Below are 16,119 nucleotides of genomic sequence, written 5' to 3' on the forward strand. Positions count from 1 at the left end.
GCCCCTCCTTACACACCCGACTGCTGTCCGGCACCACGCCGGCAGTTCCGCAGATCGCTCGCGGACCGTGCGATCCGCCTCGTGTGGCTCCCTGGCGGCGTACTCGACACAAGGACCCCGGGCGGCTCGCTCGCGGAGAAACACGACTACGTGATTCACCTGTGACGGTACGAGGGCTGCGCACCAGCGTCAATGACCCGCTCTGCGACACGCCGTGGACAGTTGTCTCACTTCGTGCTGGGAAACGGCCTGGGACCCCCGATGACTAGCCGCGATGCTCACCGGGAAGGTCGGGACCTGATGGGCCACCGGGTTGGTCGAAGTCTTCAGCCGATACCTGGTCAAGGAAAGCCCGGAACCGTTCAACTTCATCGTCTTCGTCATCGGCCACAGTGATCCCGGCCTCGTCGATCAAGGCGTCTCCGGCGCGAATAGGCGCTCCGGTACGCAAAGCCAACGCAATGGCATCCGACGTCCGAGAGCTCACCTGCACCCCATTTGCAAAGACCAGCGCGGAGTGGAAGACCCGGTCTCGCAACTCCACAATCCGCACCTCAGTGAGGGTATGCCCGAGCGCGGCGATCACATCCACCAGCAGATCGTGGGTCAGCGGGCGTGGGGGGACGACGCCTTGCTGCGCGTAGGCGATCGCCGCAGCCTCAGCAGCGCCGATCCAGATCGGCAGGTAGCGGTCGCCATCCCGTTCCCGGAGCAGCACAATCGGCTGATTCGTGGGCATTTCCACGCGGACGCCGAGCACATCGAGATCCTTCACGGGCACCACGATACGTGTCGCCCTGCCCCTGCGCCCGGTCGGGCTGCGCACCGAACACCGATCCTGGCGAAGGCAACTCCCCACGGGTCATCCCGTAGACAGATGCCTTCGCGGTGGCCGCTCAGAGACCAGAGGGATCGATGGAGCCGGTGGCCCCGCCACGGCGCCCAGCCGTGTAGAAGATCAGCCGGAACTTCCCGATCTGCACCTCATCACCCGTCCGTAGCGCGATCCGTTCGATCCGTTCCCGGTTGACGTAGGTGCCATTCAATGACCCCACATCTCGCACGGTGAACGTGTCACCCTCCTGCTCGAAGATCGCGTGTTTCCGGGAAACAGTGACGTCGTCGAGGAAGATGTCGCTGTCCGGGTGTCGACCCACCGTGGTCAACGGCGCGTCCAGCAGGAAGCGCGCACCGGCGTTGGGGCCCCTCAGCACCAAGAGCAACGCCGTGCTCGGACGCAACGCCTCAATGGTGGCGTGGTCCTCGTTGGACAAACCTCGGTCCATCCCCGAATGCGCCTCGATGTCACCCAGACTCGTGAAACGCATGGTCATCGGGTCTTGTCGGCGAATCTGGTTCTCGAGGGGACTGTCAGTCACCGTCGGTCACCTTCCTTAACAGCGTGAGACGGGGAGGGGCGGAGGTCAGGCTACCTGATACCCGACGAAAACCCGTCCGGTGCGGCCCAGCCCGCCATCAGGTGGGACCGCACCGGGTCAGCGGGATCGTCAGGACAACTGCCCGATGTAGGTGTCCACGTCCATCAAGGCATCCAACTGCTCCGGATCCGACACGGTCATCTCATACATCCAGCCGTCGCCGTACGGGTCAGAGTTGACCAATTCCGGTGTCGCGTCCAGCGCGTCGTTGATGGCGGTCACCTCGCCCTTCAACGGGCTGTACAGGTCGCTGACCGACTTCGTGGACTCGATCTCGCCACACGAGTCGCCAGACTCGACGGTGTCACCCACCGTTGGGAGGCTCACATAGACCACGTCGCCCAGGGCCTCCTGGGCAAAGCTCGTGATCCCCACGCGGACGGTCTCGCCGTTGCCGATGCGAACCCACTCGTGTTCTGCGGTGTACCGCAGGTCCTGGGGGTACTCCAGCTCGCTCATGACGCTCCTTCGACGTTGGCGGGTGCCCCGCCCCTGAAAACTCATGCCCGGTCCCGAGGGTGGGCAACCGACCCCGCCATGACGGTGACGACGACCGGTCCGGGACCGAGCCTAGGTGCGGCCCAGGTGACGTGCAACGAATTCAGCCAAGACAGACCCATGATCCGATAGCTCCGGGACAAGAGTCCCCCTCCGTGGGGGCTTCACTCCGCTGTCAGATCGGGCTCAGCCACCATCCGACGAGCCTGAACGACGTACATCACCAGGGCCAGCCAGTAGAGCAAGAGACCCCAGATCGCGAACGCCCACGCCACTGGCAGGACCCACCAGGACCATCCCGGGCGCCATTGCGCCAGGAGGAGCAACGGAAAGGCATAGAGCAAGTTGAATGTCGCAGCCTTGCCCACGAAGTGCACCGGTAGGCCACGGAAACCCGCTCGACGCACCCAACGGACCACCCCCGCCCCCAACAGGTCCCGGGAGAGCAGCGCCACAGCGAACCACCACGGCAGCACCCCACGCACGAGCAACCCAATCAGCGTGGAAAGGATATAAAGCCGATCAGCGACCGGGTCCAAGACCTGACCCAATCGGGTGACGGTGTGAGTACGTCGGGCGACCTGCCCGTCCAAATAGTCGGTGACCCCAGACAGTGCCAACACCAGCAGAGCTGCCCCATCCTCGCCAAGCACGATCAACCACAAGAAGACAGGGACCCCCACCAGTCGCAGCATGGACAGCACATTCGCGACCGTCCAGATACGGTCCTCCCCCGCTCTTGACCCGTCGGATTCCAGCTCCACCTAGGGAGCCTAACCGCCGGATTGGCTGGTACGGCGTCATCTCCGCCGGTGTGGCATGCGCCCTCCTGCCTGAAGAGGCTAGTTTTTCGTTGAGCGTGGCCACGATCCTCTGGCACCAACCGGCTGCCTCGTGGATCGCGGGTGCCAGCTTCGACGCGATCGTTGTGTGGTCGAGGTTTTCTTCGGCTCGGTCCAGGAGCAACGGAGAAGTTCGACGATCGACCACAAGGTAGAAGAGCGAGAGCGCAAGACCACGCTGACGGCGCGGAGGCTGATCCCGGTGCGCGTTCGATGAAGCCGCACGTCACCCTTGTTGCCATCGCAGCACTCCCTCTGCCCGGATGTCCAGGGGTGCTTTCTACGCGCCATTAGACCTACGCGAGTAGATGGTTCATGGTCCACACCCCACTGAGATACCTTCAACGATTGCGTGGGGAGATACCTCACTGTCATGCACTACGCATGTATGACGCACGTCGGAGGTTGTGCGCAGCTACGTGCACGGAGCTGGCCTCACCCTTGCCGCAGGCTCAGGAGCATCCACCGCCTAGACCGTCGACTTTCATCCCGATCCCAGCCGCACCATGATTCGCAGGTCATACGAGTCGAATGGAATTAAAGAAGAGGTCGAGGTCGCCCCAGATCAGGAAGCCTGCCACAGCTCCACCTTGTCCCCCAGCCACCTATCTCTCCCATGGGGTGTGCGCTGTTGGCGCACGGCAGCTTTCGAATCAACTGCAATATATCCAATATCACCTGGTTGCGATGAGGTAGACATCAACATCCCTAAACTTGACGAGGAAGAATTTGCGGTAAAGGCATGCAACTCTGCCACGCCCTTCAGGTAGGGAGTCATAGAACTTCACCAGGAAGAGGAGCAAGGGACTGCGTGGCCCCCTTACCCCTCGCACTCTGGCAGGCATCCACTCACGCCAAGGGACCCCAATGGAGGCGAAGTTACATGGGCATGCCCAACGGATGCGACGTGGTGCTACGAACTTTTTCGGCCTTGGCTATTCGCACAATTAGGCGTTTAAATTCTCCTCGTGTCGTGGTGAATCACGACAGCGGCCCTCAGCTGACGTATCGGGGTACGCGACAGTTCTCGCCCTCAGCGCGCCACATCGCGACTCAGCTCCTTCGACGCACGGTTGACCGAGGCAGGCGAGGTCGCCGTGCCCCGGCTGGACGACCGCCAGACCGCAGGGGTGGTAGCTGCCCTCGCGCTCTACACGGTCGTCTCCAGTCCCGGGTTCTCGCCTGACGAGGCCGGGGCATGGAACCCGCTACTCGCCGGGATGTCCCTGGGGATCCCCCTGGTCTCCCCGCTGCTGCTGGCGGTCCTGGCCTCACGGCAGACCGACATCGAGCATCAGAGCAACGGCTGGCTGCTGCAGTCAACCTCGGGTCTCACCCCCGGCGCGGTGTGCCGGGCTAAGCTCATCGCGCTCGGCAGCATCGTGACGGCGGTGACGCTCAGCACCGGGATCATCGTGCTGGGCGCGGGCAGGCTCCTGGCAGGCATTCGCGTGTCTGTCCCTCTCAGTCACTGGAGTGGCTTCATCCTCTGCGTGCTCGTAGTCAACCTCGCCGTCCTCGCCCTGCACGTCCTGCTCTCGGCGAAAGTCGAGAATCAGCTCGTGGCCCTCGGGGTCGGCGCCCTGGGCTGTGTGGCAGCGGTGTTCTCTCAGGGGCTGCCCGCCACGCTGAACCATGTGACGCCATGGGGGTACTACGCCCTGGCAAGAGCCGCCGACTACGAAGGCGACCAGTTCGTCGCGCTCCTGCCGATCGTCCTGGTACTTGCCGGCGCAGCGACCCAGCTTGCACGCGGCACACATCCCAAGAACGGCTGGGACACCGTGTGGCTGCAGTCCGTGGGCTTCTACGGCCTATTCCCACTCGCTATCGGTATCGCCATCCTCGGCTCCCTCGTCTGGCGCACAGAACACCGTGGCAGTAACTGGAACGCCCTCATGAGCGGACCCACACGGTCACTGAGCATCGTGCTCGCCAAAGCCGGAGTCGTAGCCGGTCTCACCGCGATCATGCAGATCGTGCTCGTGCTCGCGGTGATCACGGTCGGCAAGCTCGCCTTCGGATTGCCCTGCGGCCTCGCTACCCGGACAACACTGCTGGGCACCGGCTCCTTCACCGACAGCGGTGCGATCACGCCGGAGGACATTGGCAGGATCATCGTGGCCTCAGCAGTCCTGACCGCGCTGCTGATCGCGCTGAACCACGCTCGTCCTCAACCGACGGGACACCCGCATCTGACCCCCTCCAGGAAGGAAAATGCCAGGTCCACCTCGCTGCCACTTAGAAAGCAGAAAACCGGGGTCCGATATCGGACCCCGGTTTTCATGCACCTTGCGGTGCCACCGTCGGGACGACAGGATTTGAACCTGCGACCCCTTGACCCCCAGTCAAGTGCGCTACCAAGCTGCGCCACGTCCCGGTGGGCTCATGTGAGCGAGGTAGAGATTACCTCACCAGCAGCCGATCCATCGAATCGGTCCCACGAGCCACCCGGCGTACCCGCAGTGAACAGCGCGGAAGCCCTGCGTTCATCGACGGCGACGCTTCTCCCGGACTCGCACCGAAATCTCGATCGGGCTGCCCTCGAAGCTAAATTCTTCCCGCAAACGCCGCTCCAGGAACCGCCGGTAGCCAGCCTCGACGAAACCAGACGCGAAGATCACAAACCGCGGCGGGCGCGTCGACGCCTGCGTGGCAAACAAAATGCGTGGCTGCTTGCCCCCGCGCACCGGATGCGGATGAGCGGCAACCACCTCACCGAGGAACGCATTCAACCGGCCTGTGGGGATGCGGGTATCCCAGGACTCCAAAGCGGTCTCCAAGGCGGGGACCAACTTGTCGGTATGCCGACCTGTGCGCGCAGAGATGTTGACCCGGGGCGCCCAGGGCACCTGGATAAACTCCCGCTCGATCTCCCGCTCCAAGTAGTAGCGGCGTTCCTCATCGAGGGTGTCCCACTTGTTGTAGCCGATGACTAAGGCTCGACCGGCGTCGATGACCTGCTGGACCACCCGCACATCCTGCTCGGCGATGGGCAGTCCTGCGTCGATCAGGACGACGGCGACCTCCGCCTTCTCCAAAGCCGCCTGGGTCCGCAACGAGGCGTAAAAGTCAGCCCCTCGCGTCTGGTGCACCCGACGCCGGATCCCCGCTGTGTCCACCAAGCGCCATGTCTTCCCGCCAATCTCCACGTCCTCATCGACCGGGTCCCGCGTCGTCCCGGCCAGGTCGTCTACGACGACCCGCTCAGACCCAGCGAGCTTGTTGAGCAGGCTGGATTTACCCACGTTCGGCCGACCCACCAGAGCGACTCGCCGGGGGCCACCTCGCTGGTAGAGCCCGCTGATCGCTGACCGCTCCGGAAGCACCGCCAGGACAGCGTCTAAGGCGTCCCCAGTGCCCCGACCATGCAGCGCAGACACCGGGAAGGGCTCACCCAATCCCAGGCTCCACAGCATCGCTGCGTCGGCTTCGCCGCGTTGGTCATCGACCTTGTTAGCGACCAGCACCACCGGTTTGCCTGCGCGGCGCAACAACCGCACCACAGCCTCGTCGGTGTCTGTGGCGCCCACAGTGGCATCGACCACGAAAATGACGGCGTCTGCGAGCTCGACAGCAATCTCCGCCTGCTCGGCGACCCGCAGGTGGATCCCGGAGGCATCGACCTCCCATCCGCCCGTGTCGACCAGAGTGAACCGGCGCCCCGTCCACTCCGCGTCATAGGCCACCCGGTCTCGGGTGACCCCTGGCACATCTTCTACCACGGCCTCACGTCGACCGATGATCCGGTTGACCAGCGTGGACTTACCCACGTTGGGTCGTCCGATGATCGCCACCACCGGACGATCCTGCATCAGGTCGTCATCATCCGAAGCAGCATCCGCCCCGGAGATCAGGTCACGATCCTCGTCCTCGAGTTCGAACTCTTCCAACCCCGCCAACAGCGCGGCTGCCACGCTGGCGTCGTCGGGAACTGCGGGGGTATCGCTGGTCACGTCCGTCCTCATTCGTCGATGCGAGAGCCTCGGTACGACGTCTACGCGCACCGGGCATCTTCCATTGTCGCGGACAGCGCACGGAATAGCCGCATCGACGCCACCACACCTGCACAGCTACCCCGAGAGGAGCACGCACCAGGACCAGACGGTCAGCGCAACGGCAGCAACGCCTCGACTGCGGCGACCGACTCCTCAAACGTCAGCTCAGAGGTGTCCACCACCACCACACCCGGTGCTGCTTCGGTGAACTCAGCGACTGTCGCATCGTCGCGATCCCGACGCACCACCTCGTCTCGCACCTGCTCGACCATCCCATCACCGGCCTGACCATGCAGCTGCAAGGACCTTCGGCGTAGCCGAGCAGCCTCACTGGCCACCAGCAGCACCCGGACCTCAGCCTGTGGTGCCACCACCGTGGTGATATCCCGCCCCTCCGCGACAATCCCTGCACCAGCTGCCCCCCGGGCGATGTACTCCCGTTGCAGATCAATGAGGCGCTCCCGCACCGCGAGGTTGGTGGCGACCTGGGAGACCTGCGCTGAGATGGCGGAGTCGCGCACCTCCTCCCCCACGTCCACACCGTCCAACAGCACCGACGGTGCCTGCGGGTCGGTGCCCATCACCAAGGGGACTCGTCGGGCAGCCTCAGCGACCGCCGCAGCGTCTTCCAGAGCGATGCCCTGCCGCAGACACCACAGGGTCACCGCGCGATACATCGCCCCGGTGTCCAGATAAGACAGGCCATAACGGGCGGCGACCTGCCGGGACACACTCGATTTGCCCGACCCCGACGGCCCGTCCACGGCCACCACCAGACCTGGGACAGACGGCGTACCGACGGGGTCAGCGGAAGCAGCGGGCTGGGAGGAATGAGTCGCGGTCACGAGGCCAGAGACTAGCCTCGATCCCGGCGATTTTTCTAACGTCTGGCGACGAGCACGGTCCCTGCTGGCGCTGACCGCTCTCAGGCTTCGATCACATCAGAAACACTGGTCACACATGCACTTTCCACCCCAGCGCTATGAGCGCTTGGGCCAACGACTCCACCACTGCAGGGACCACCAGCAGCTCAACGACTCCCACCTCGCGTCCCAGATCGTGCTCCAACCGCAGGTCTTCCAGGTTGACCCCTGCCTCCCCCACGTCGGTGAGCAGCCGGGCGATCCGTCCAGGCTCATCCGGCACCACCACTGTCACCACGCCATATCGCGTCGGAGCTGCGCCATGCTTGCCGGGAATCCGAGCTCGCCCCGCCTGACCGGCCGCCACCGTGCGCGCTAACACCGCGCGCGCTCCCGCAGCTTCACCTGAGGAAGCCAGCTCATGCAATGCCGCCACCACCTCTCCCAGGTCCTGCTGCAGCGCCACCAACACCTGTGACACCGACTCCGCATTTCCAGCCAGGATCTGGGTCCACAACACCGGGTCGCTCTCCGCGATCCGGGTGACATCGCGCACCCCTTGCCCTGCCAAAGACACTGCCTCAATGGGCAGATCACGCAATCTGGCCGCCACCAAACTCGCCGCGACCTGCGGAGCATGGCTCACTGCCGCCACCGCAGCGTCATGACAATCGGCAGCCATCCGCACCGGTGAAGCCCCTACCGCAGCGACCAGCCAGTCGACCATGAAGACCGCTGCCGCATCCGCACCATCTCGATCGGCGATCACCCACGGGCGGCCCACAAACAGGTCTTCGCGCGCCGCCACTGCGCCGCTGCGTTCCCGACCGGCCATGGGATGCGAGCCGACATATCTGTCCGCCGCGCCAGGATCAGCGCCACGGGCAGCCAGCTCCCGCTGCACCCCGGTGAGGATTTCTCCTTTCACGGAGGCCACGTCCGTGACCGTCGCCGATGGCCATGCCAGCAACTCGGTCGCCACCACAGCAGCGGTGACATCCGGGGGTGCCGCGACCACCACCAGATCAGGCATGGGGTCCGCCGGTCCAGCCACGCGTCCAGCACCAAGGTCGCTGGCCAGCGCCGCAGCTGTCGGCGACGGGTCGCTGAGCAGCACCGTCACTCCGGTGCGACTCAGCGCCAACCCGACACTCGCTCCGATCAGCCCAGCCCCCACCACCCGTACCGTGCCCACGACCGGCGACGACGTCACGCTCACAACCCAGCGGCCTGGTACAGCCCGGCGATCTCCTTGCCGTTCAACGGCCGTGTCCGCCCAGTCTTCAAGTCGCCCAACCGCACCGGTCCCACCTGCACCCGGGTCAACGTTTCCACTGGATGTCCCACAGCCTCCAATAAACGACGTACGACGTGCTTTTTGCCCTCGTGCAAGACCACCTCGACGACCGCTTTTCCGGGCAGGGAATCGATGAGCCGGAAGCTGTCCACGGCGACAACACCATCTTCGAGCGCGACCCCCGCACGCAACGTCCGGCCCACATCTCGCGCCACCGGACCAGGCACCGCTGCCACATATGTTTTCGGCACTCCGTACGACGGGTGTTGCAGTCGGTTTGCCAGCTCACCATCGTTGGTCAACAGCAACAATCCGTCTGTGTCGGCGTCCAATCGTCCGACGTGGAACAACCGTTCTGAGCGGTTTTGCACCAGATCACCGATACAGGGGCGTCCCAGCTCATCGCTCATCGTGGACACCACCCCTAGCGGCTTGTTCAGCGCCAAATAGATGCGAGAGGCGTCCAACACGATCCGCTCGCCGTCGACGCGCACCGACTGACGGATCGGGTCGACCCGCACTCCCAGTTCTCGGATCACCTGTCCGTCGACCTCGACCCGACCTGCGCTGATCAGGAGTTCACACGCCCGACGACTGCCCACTCCGGCGCCAGCCAACAACTTCTGCAACCGGATTCCGTCCGGGTCGTGGACATCCACCACCGGGACAGCCGGGCCACGCTGCGGCGCCCGCGGCGCTGACTGTCGTGGCGAACTCGCCGGGCCTCGCCGCGCCGATCCGCCTTGGCCGCGGGCCGGTCCAGCCGACGTACGACGACCTTTCCCCGCGGCTGCTCCCTTCCCGGCGGCAGCTCCTTTCCCAGCGGGATTACCCTTCCCCGATCCCGAACCGGACGAAGAACGGCCCTCCCCGGCCGGACGGCCGCCGCGACCCGCACCGGAACGACCAGCCCCAGACCGGCCATTCTCCGGACGACCTGACCGGCCACTCCCGCCGGGACGCCCTCGGCCCGATCCCGCACTTCCTGCTCTCTTCATGTGCCGCCCTCTCGTGCGATCTCGTCAAGCATGTCCACGTCGGGCAGATAGGGCGCCAACGCAGGTAACTCGTCCAGCGAGGCGAGGCCCAGCCGGTCGAGGAAGAACTCAGTCGTGCCGTACACCACGGCCCCATGGTCAGGATCGGTCCCAACCTCCCGGATCAGACCACGAGTCAGCAAGGTACGCACCACGCCGTCAACATTGACGCCACGCACCGCACTCACCCGCGCCCGGGACACCGGCTGACGATAAGCAATCACGGCCAAGGTCTCCAAGGCGGCTTGTGACAACCGGGCCCGCTGACCGTCCATCACGAACCGCTCCACCACCTCGGCATACTCAAACCGGGAGTAAAAACGCCACCCCTGATCGACCTGCCGCAAATCGAAACCCCGCCGGTCACGGGCATATTCCTCCGCGAGATCCTGCAACAGTCGCTTCACCTGGGTCGCAGGCAGTCCCAGCACCTCCGCCAAGTCCCGCGCTCCCACCGGTTCTTCAACCACCATCAAGACCGCTTCCAAGGCAGCTCTCGGTCCCCCGGGCAGGTCCCACACATCCACGTCCGGACGGCGGCGCCCCTGCGTCGCACCGTTGACCTCATGCTCAGTCACCAGGAATCAGACCTTCCTCTGCGTCGACTGTGTCGTCGTACTCCCGCCCCAACCGGTGCGACAACACCTCGTCCACGTGCTGACCACCGATCCATTGCACCGTCAACGCGCCTAACGCTTCTCCCTGCTCAAATACGACCGCGCCATCTCGGAAAAGTTCTAACACCACTAAGAAACGAGCCACCACCACCAGGGTGCTCTCCGCATCTCGGACCAGCTCGACAAATGTCGACGCTCCCACGCGACGTAACATCCCAATCAGGATCACGGATTGCTCCTGCACGCTCACCCGCGCCGCATGAAGGTGCTCCACCTGCACCGTCGGTGGCATCTTCGGCGTCATCGCCACCGCTGCGGTCCGCGCAAAGGCCTCCGGTTCCGCCCGCCACGTCAGCTCCGGCAACAGTGCAGCAAAACGCTGCTCCAACCCTGCTTGCCGCGGGAAGATCCGCCCCACCCCAGACATGCGCTCCGCAAACACCGCGGAAACGTCCTTGAACGCTCGATATTGCAACAGACGGGCAAAGAGCAGGTCCCGAGCCTCAATCAGCTCCAGGTCCTCGTCCTCCTCGCCCGTACGCGGCAACAACCTGGCAGCCTTCAACTCCAGCAAGGTCGCAGCGACCAGCAAAAACTCCGTGGTCTCCGAGAGATCCCACTCTTGGCTCTCCTGCTGCAACCGACGTAAATGCGCCATGAACTCGTCGGTGACCCGAGCCAGCGCGATCTCGGTGACATCTAGGTGATGCTGACCAATCAGTCCGAGTAGCAGGTCAAATGGCCCGTCAAACTGATCCAGGTGCACCTCAAACGGAGTGGCGGCACCACGTTTGGTGAGCACCCCACCGGGGACCACCGCACCTAACGTGCCCCCCGCCGACCCCGAGGCAGCCGTCGACGCCCCCACCTCGGACGTGACAGCACCGGACGTGCTGTTCAGGCGGCACCCCCACGCGAGATGAGTTCTCGCGCCAACTGCTGATAGGACTCTGCTGCGCTGGTCCCTGGTGCATACGCCGTGATTGGCTCCGCCGCCAGCGTCGCATCTGGGAACTTCACCGTCCGGGTGATCACCGTGTGGAACACCTGGTCTTGGAAGTGATCGACAACGCTGCGCACCACTTCTCTGCTGTGCAGCGTCCGCCCGTCATACATGGTCGCTAGAATCCCGTCGATCATCAGCCGCGGGTTGAGCCGATCACACACCTTGTCGATGGTCTCCACCAGCAAGGCCACCCCCCGCATCGCAAAAAACTCGCACTCCAACGGGATGATCACGCCATGCGCGGAGGTCAACGCGTTCACCGTCAGCAAGCCGAGAGACGGTTGGCAATCAATGAGGACGACGTCGTACTCATCCAGGATGGGTCGCAACGCTCTGGCCAGCACCATCTCTCGGGCGACCTCACCGACGAGCTGTACTTCCGCCGCAGACAAGTCAATGTTGGCGGGGACGACATCCAAGTCGGGCATCTTGGTCGGCACGATGACATCGTGGATATCCAGCCCTGGCTCCACGAGCAGGTTGTAGATCGTCACATCCAGGTCATGCGCTCGGATGCCCAGTCCCACTGAAAGAGCGCCCTGGGGGTCGAAATCGACCAGAAGCACCCGGCGACCCACCTCGGCGAGCGCGGCTCCGAGGTTGATGGTGCTAGTGGTTTTGCCGACACCGCCTTTTTGGTTGCACATGGCGATGACTCGGGCGGGGCCATGGCTGTGCAGCGGTGGTGGCTCGGGGAAGCTGGGCATGGGTCGCCCAGTGGCTCCGATCTGTCCGACCGGAGTGGTTCCGGGGATCGTGGGGTGGTAGTCCGTCGTGTCGGGGTCGTCATCCACATCCCGGCTGCTCACCATCGGCGTCACTCGAAGCCCCTCCCGTCCTGGTGTCCGTTCGGCGTCGCGCAGATCGTCCGGACGAGGATATCAACGCTCAGCGGGCTCGTGGATGTGTCTGGGCGTAGACCTCTCGCAGATGTTGCACCGTGACGAGGGTGTAAATCTGGGTGGTGGTCACTGAGGCGTGGCCGAGGAGTTCTTGGACGACCCGGACGTCAGCGCCTCCTTCGAGCATGTGAGTGGCAAAGGAATGCCGCAGGGTGTGCGGGCTGACACTCTGGCGGAGCCCGGCTCGGTCGGCGACATTTTGGAGGAGGGCCCAAGCGCTCTGTCGGGAGAGGCGGGCGCCGCGTTGATTGAGGAAGAGGGCAGGTCCGCCGGTTGTGCCGGCGGCGGCGAGGGTGGGTCGTCCGCGCACGAGGTACGCCGAGAGAGCGTCGCGACTGAACTGTCCGAGGGGCAGGATGCGCATCTTGCCGCCCTTGCCGTGGATACGGACGGTGCCGACGGTGATGTCGATGTCGTCGATGTCCAGACCGACGGCTTCGCTGATGCGTGCGCCGCAGCCGTAGAGGAGTTCAAGGAGAGCTCGATCTCGTAGTGCCACCGGCGTGTCGCCGATGCTGGCTGCCGCGAGGAGCCGCTCGATCTCCGTGAGACCGATTGCTTTGGGAAGTCGTTGGGCGGGACGAGGTGGTGCGACGTCCTGTCCTGGGTCGTCGTCGGTGGCGCCTTCGGCGTGGAGGAATCGATGTAAGCCGCGGACGGCGACGAGACAGCGGGCGGCGGAGGCAGTGGACAGGGCAGGGCGGTCGTCGGCGCCTTCGCGCAGGTCCATCAGGAATGCGGTGACGGTGGTGGTGGTGACCCGTCTGAGGTCGGTGATCCCGGTGCGGAGCAGATAGTCGCGATAGCGTCTGAGGTCACGTGCATAGGAGAGCAGGGTGTTGCGGGCGACGCCTCGTTCGACTCGAAGGTGGTCGAGCCAGGTGCGGATCCCTGCGTCCAGGGTGATCGTGTTGGCATTGCTCACGGGCGCTCCCTGGGTGTCCTCACTGTCTGGTCGGTCGTCCTGCTCCTGTTCGCATATCTACACGACGCAGCGGGCGGTGGGGGGCCGATCTGGCAGATCAGCCCCCACCACGGGCTTGCTATGACGTGATCTGTCTCACACCACTGGGGTGATGCGAGGTCGAAGATCCTCCGCTGGGGGCATCCACCGCTGCGGATCGGCATCCATCTGTTCCCCGGAACGGATGTCCTTCACCGAGTGGGACCACACCCCAGGTCGGGTGGCGTCTGCGGTCATAAACCACACGAAGGGAATGCCCCGACGGTCAGCAAACTTGATCTGCTTCCCGAACTTCGCTGCCGACGGAGCCACCTCACAGGCCACGCCGCGCGAGCGAAGCCCGGCAGCGACCTGCATCGCTGCCGCCCGGTCGTCTTCAGCAGCCAAAGACACCAACACCGCAGACGGCGTACGCCGACTGGCCTGCAATGTCGGCATCAACCTCGATACCAGTCGAGATACCCCAATCGAGATACCCACACCCGGATAGGTGGTGCGGCCGTCCGAGGCGAGAGCGTCATACCGTCCTCCCGAGCAGACTGACCCATAGGACTCCTGCCCGATGAGCTGAGTCTCATAGACCGTTCCGGTGTAATAGTCCAGACCGCGGGCGACTTTCAGGTCCGCGACGAGCAGCCCCGGAGCGTGCACCGCAGCGGCCTCCATCACCGCAGCCAATTGGGCCAATCCTTCGTCCAACACCGGGTGCTCCACCCCCAAGGCTCGGACCTGCTCCACGAACGACACATCCGAGGTGCAGATACCCGCCAGGTCGAGACACCGCTGCGCCTGTTCTGGGGTACGACCAGCCTCCACCAACATCGACTGACAAGTCGACACCCCGACCTTGTCGACCTTGTCGACGATCCGCAAGACCGTGACCACGTCATCGGCAGGAATCCCCAACCCCAGGTAGAAACCCTCCGGGATACGACGGTTATTCACCTGAATCCGGAACGGACCCACCGGGAGGCGAGAGAACGCATCCGCGATCACCAACGGCAGCTCCACCTCGTAGTGGAACGGCAATTGCCCGACATCAACGATATCGATGTCAGCCTGAAGGAACTCTCGGAACCGGCCATCCTGCGGGCGCTCACCACGCCACACCTTTTGGATCTGGTACCGCCGGAACGGAAAAACCAGCTTGCCGGCGTTCTCCAGTACATACCGGGCAAATGGCACCGTCAGGTCAAAGTGCAGACCCAACTCCCCGTCACTATCTCCTCGGCCCTGCGCCCGGGCTGCCAAGCGGGTCACGCCGTAAATTTCCTTGTCAGCGTCACCACCCTTACCCAGCAGGCGATCCACCGGCTCCACGGCACGAGTCTCGATCGCCGCGAAACCATGCGATTCGAACGTCGCCCTGATCTCGTCCAGAAACACCTGCTCGACGACACGTTGCTCGGGCAGCCACTCAGGAAAACCAGACAGGGGGGTGATTTTTTGGGTACTCATCGGCGAAGTCCTCGTCGCTTGGTCACGTCCCGCGCCAGCAGCGGGACCAGGTCAATCAGGATGGACGGTGCAGGATCACCTTTCACCGCTGCTCCCTGCGATATGCCGACAACAGATCGGCGCGGTGGGGCAGCAGGACGTGATCACAGACCGCGTAGGAACGGATTGGTGGCACGCTCCTGGGCGATGGTGGTCGCGGGGCCATGCCCGGGCAGGACGAGAGTGTCGTCCTGCTGGTTCAGCACCACCTCTCGCAGCGTGGTGCGCATCGAGGCATCAGATCCGCCAGGCAGGTCGGTGCGACCAATCCCCCCGGCAAACAACACGTCCCCGGAAAAAATCGTCGCCGACAACCCGCTATCTGGACCCATGGCCTGCGGAATGTCCTCGACACGGAACAGCATCGACCCTGGAGTGTGCCCAGGAGCGTGGATCGCCTGCCAGGTCAAACCCGCCAGATCCACGGTGGCGCCGTCGGCGAACTCCACCACGTGCTGAGGCTCATGCCAGCCTGTCAACACCCCAAACTGCGCCTGCAACATCTCCAACAAATCAGAGCTCAGACCAGTTCGAGCATCCACCAAACGAGGTCGATCAGCGCCGTGGATATACGCCGATACTCCATGCGCATCACATACCGCAGGTGCAGAACCGGTGTGATCCAGATGGCCATGAGTGAGAAGCACCGCACCAGGGCGAAGCCCATGTTCTGTGCATACCTCACCCAGTCGCCCCATCACGTCAACGCCTGGATCGATGACCACACACTCCTGCCCCGCCGCGGGGGCCACCACGAAACAGTTCGTGCCTAACGCCGCAGCAGGGAAACCGATGACCAACACACACCCAGCCTACCGGGGTCATCACCGCCGTCCCCTGACCCGCACGCCACCCCTTCACCACCGCCCCCACCCGAGGCCCATCAAGCCCGCAAAGCGACATCCCCGGCGGGTCTGCTCTCCACCTCGCCCAACTCACCGACTATCGTGTTTCCCACGTCACATCTCGAACCGGGCCCGTGAACCATAGACACGGCCACCCGGTGTCCACCAGGAAGGCCCCAGTCGTGTCCGAGCCGACCACGCCCAGCAGCACCTGCACCTCCACCGACATCTCCCCTGAGACCGCCCCGGAGGTGACGCCCGAGACGCCGCCCACACCGGCCCCGGCGCAGGATGCTGCGGCCCCCACTCAGGCC

The 16,119-nt window shown here is 64.4% G+C and carries 15 protein-coding genes, 1 tRNA gene and 2 pseudogenes; 1 reads left to right on the forward strand and 17 read right to left on the reverse strand.

Going from position 1 to position 16,119, the window contains the following annotated elements; all coding sequences use genetic code 11:
• Positions 1–265: 265 nt before the first annotated feature.
• The 6 genes and pseudogenes from KEM60_RS12050 to KEM60_RS16615 form a co-directional block, all read right to left on the reverse strand.
• On the reverse strand, positions 266–775 hold the full coding sequence (locus KEM60_RS12050; RefSeq protein ID WP_219107857.1) for a bifunctional nuclease family protein: 510 nt from the start codon (positions 773–775) through the stop codon (positions 266–268).
• Between the two features lie 121 nt (positions 776–896).
• A complete protein-coding gene (locus KEM60_RS12055) occupies positions 897–1,334 on the reverse strand; it encodes an FHA domain-containing protein (protein ID WP_219108192.1) in 438 nt (145 codons plus the stop codon).
• A 174-nt stretch (positions 1,335–1,508) separates the two neighbouring features.
• Complete coding sequence (gene gcvH / locus KEM60_RS12060; RefSeq protein WP_219107858.1) at positions 1,509–1,898, reverse strand: glycine cleavage system protein GcvH; 390 nt, start codon at positions 1,896–1,898, stop codon at positions 1,509–1,511.
• Positions 1,899–2,101: 203 nt separating this feature from the next.
• On the reverse strand, positions 2,102–2,701 hold the full coding sequence (locus tag KEM60_RS12065) for a CDP-alcohol phosphatidyltransferase family protein (RefSeq protein WP_255574560.1): 600 nt from the start codon (positions 2,699–2,701) through the stop codon (positions 2,102–2,104).
• 67 nt (positions 2,702–2,768) lie between these two features.
• Positions 2,769–2,960 (reverse strand): annotated as a pseudogene (locus tag KEM60_RS16965) (hypothetical protein); the annotation flags it as partial.
• 1,113 nt (positions 2,961–4,073) lie between these two features.
• The gene (locus tag KEM60_RS16615; protein WP_255574561.1) at positions 4,074–4,226 is read right to left on the reverse strand and encodes a hypothetical protein; all 153 of its coding nucleotides are present in this window, start codon (positions 4,224–4,226) and stop codon (positions 4,074–4,076) included.
• Positions 4,227–4,416: 190 nt separating this feature from the next.
• Between KEM60_RS16615 and KEM60_RS16970 the strand changes: the two are divergent.
• Positions 4,417–4,797, forward strand: a pseudogene (locus tag KEM60_RS16970) (ABC transporter permease); the annotation flags it as partial.
• Between the two features lie 288 nt (positions 4,798–5,085).
• On the opposite strand, the gene KEM60_RS12075 reads toward KEM60_RS16970, so the two are convergent.
• The 11 genes from KEM60_RS12075 to KEM60_RS12125 all read right to left on the reverse strand — a co-directional run bounded on the left by KEM60_RS12075 (position 5,086) and on the right by KEM60_RS12125 (position 15,763).
• A tRNA-Pro gene (locus tag KEM60_RS12075) sits at positions 5,086–5,159 on the reverse strand.
• 109 nt (positions 5,160–5,268) lie between these two features.
• Positions 5,269–6,735: a ribosome biogenesis GTPase Der gene (gene der / locus KEM60_RS12080; RefSeq protein ID WP_370626362.1), complete on the reverse strand. Its 1,467-nt coding sequence runs from the start codon at positions 6,733–6,735 to the stop codon at positions 5,269–5,271.
• Positions 6,736–6,887: 152 nt separating this feature from the next.
• A complete protein-coding gene (gene cmk / locus KEM60_RS12085) occupies positions 6,888–7,622 on the reverse strand; it encodes a (d)CMP kinase (RefSeq protein ID WP_219107860.1) in 735 nt (244 codons plus the stop codon).
• Positions 7,623–7,731: 109 nt separating this feature from the next.
• Entirely contained in the window at positions 7,732–8,853 is a 1,122-nt protein-coding gene (locus tag KEM60_RS12090; RefSeq protein ID WP_255574562.1) for a prephenate dehydrogenase, read from the reverse strand.
• Between the two features lie 2 nt (positions 8,854–8,855).
• The gene (locus KEM60_RS12095) at positions 8,856–9,935 is read right to left on the reverse strand and encodes a pseudouridine synthase (RefSeq protein ID WP_219107861.1); all 1,080 of its coding nucleotides are present in this window, start codon (positions 9,933–9,935) and stop codon (positions 8,856–8,858) included.
• The gene (gene scpB / locus KEM60_RS12100; RefSeq protein WP_255574563.1) at positions 9,932–10,552 is read right to left on the reverse strand and encodes an SMC-Scp complex subunit ScpB; all 621 of its coding nucleotides are present in this window, start codon (positions 10,550–10,552) and stop codon (positions 9,932–9,934) included. Before scpB ends, KEM60_RS12095 begins: the two co-directional genes overlap by 4 nt.
• A complete protein-coding gene (locus KEM60_RS12105) occupies positions 10,545–11,459 on the reverse strand; it encodes a ScpA family protein (RefSeq protein WP_255574564.1) in 915 nt (304 codons plus the stop codon). The genes scpB and KEM60_RS12105 overlap by 8 nt, the downstream gene beginning before the upstream one ends.
• A gap of 29 nt (positions 11,460–11,488) precedes the next feature.
• Positions 11,489–12,409, reverse strand: a complete 921-nt coding sequence (locus KEM60_RS12110) for a ParA family protein (protein ID WP_255574660.1) — start codon at positions 12,407–12,409, stop codon at positions 11,489–11,491.
• 76 nt (positions 12,410–12,485) lie between these two features.
• A complete protein-coding gene (xerD, locus tag KEM60_RS12115; protein ID WP_255574565.1) occupies positions 12,486–13,424 on the reverse strand; it encodes a site-specific tyrosine recombinase XerD in 939 nt (312 codons plus the stop codon).
• A gap of 135 nt (positions 13,425–13,559) precedes the next feature.
• Positions 13,560–14,921 (reverse strand): histidine--tRNA ligase, encoded by a 1,362-nt coding sequence (hisS, locus tag KEM60_RS12120; protein ID WP_219107862.1) that lies wholly within the window; start codon positions 14,919–14,921, stop codon positions 13,560–13,562.
• Positions 14,922–15,064: 143 nt separating this feature from the next.
• On the reverse strand, positions 15,065–15,763 hold the full coding sequence (locus KEM60_RS12125; RefSeq protein WP_219107863.1) for an MBL fold metallo-hydrolase: 699 nt from the start codon (positions 15,761–15,763) through the stop codon (positions 15,065–15,067).
• Positions 15,764–16,119 lie beyond the last annotated feature (356 nt).

This window comes from Austwickia sp. TVS 96-490-7B (assembly GCF_019331795.1).
Taxonomy (GTDB): Bacteria; Actinomycetota; Actinomycetes; order Actinomycetales; family Dermatophilaceae; genus Austwickia.

What these genes read in the sequence shown, in the direction of transcription:
- gcvH (WP_219107858.1), bottom strand. Translation starts at nt 1,898, where the DNA reads ATGAGCGAGCTGGAGTACCCCCAGGACCTGCGGTACACCGCAGAACAC.
- KEM60_RS12095 (WP_219107861.1), bottom strand. Translation starts at nt 9,935, where the DNA reads ATGAAGAGAGCAGGAAGTGCGGGATCGGGCCGAGGGCGTCCCGGCGGG.
- KEM60_RS16615 (WP_255574561.1), bottom strand. Translation starts at nt 4,226, where the DNA reads ATGCCTGCCAGGAGCCTGCCCGCGCCCAGCACGATGATCCCGGTGCTG.
- KEM60_RS12110 (WP_255574660.1), bottom strand. Translation starts at nt 12,409, where the DNA reads ATGGTGAGCAGCCGGGATGTGGATGACGACCCCGACACGACGGACTAC.
- KEM60_RS12055 (WP_219108192.1), bottom strand. Translation starts at nt 1,334, where the DNA reads ATGACCATGCGTTTCACGAGTCTGGGTGACATCGAGGCGCATTCGGGG.
- hisS (WP_219107862.1), bottom strand. Translation starts at nt 14,921, where the DNA reads ATGAGTACCCAAAAAATCACCCCCCTGTCTGGTTTTCCTGAGTGGCTG.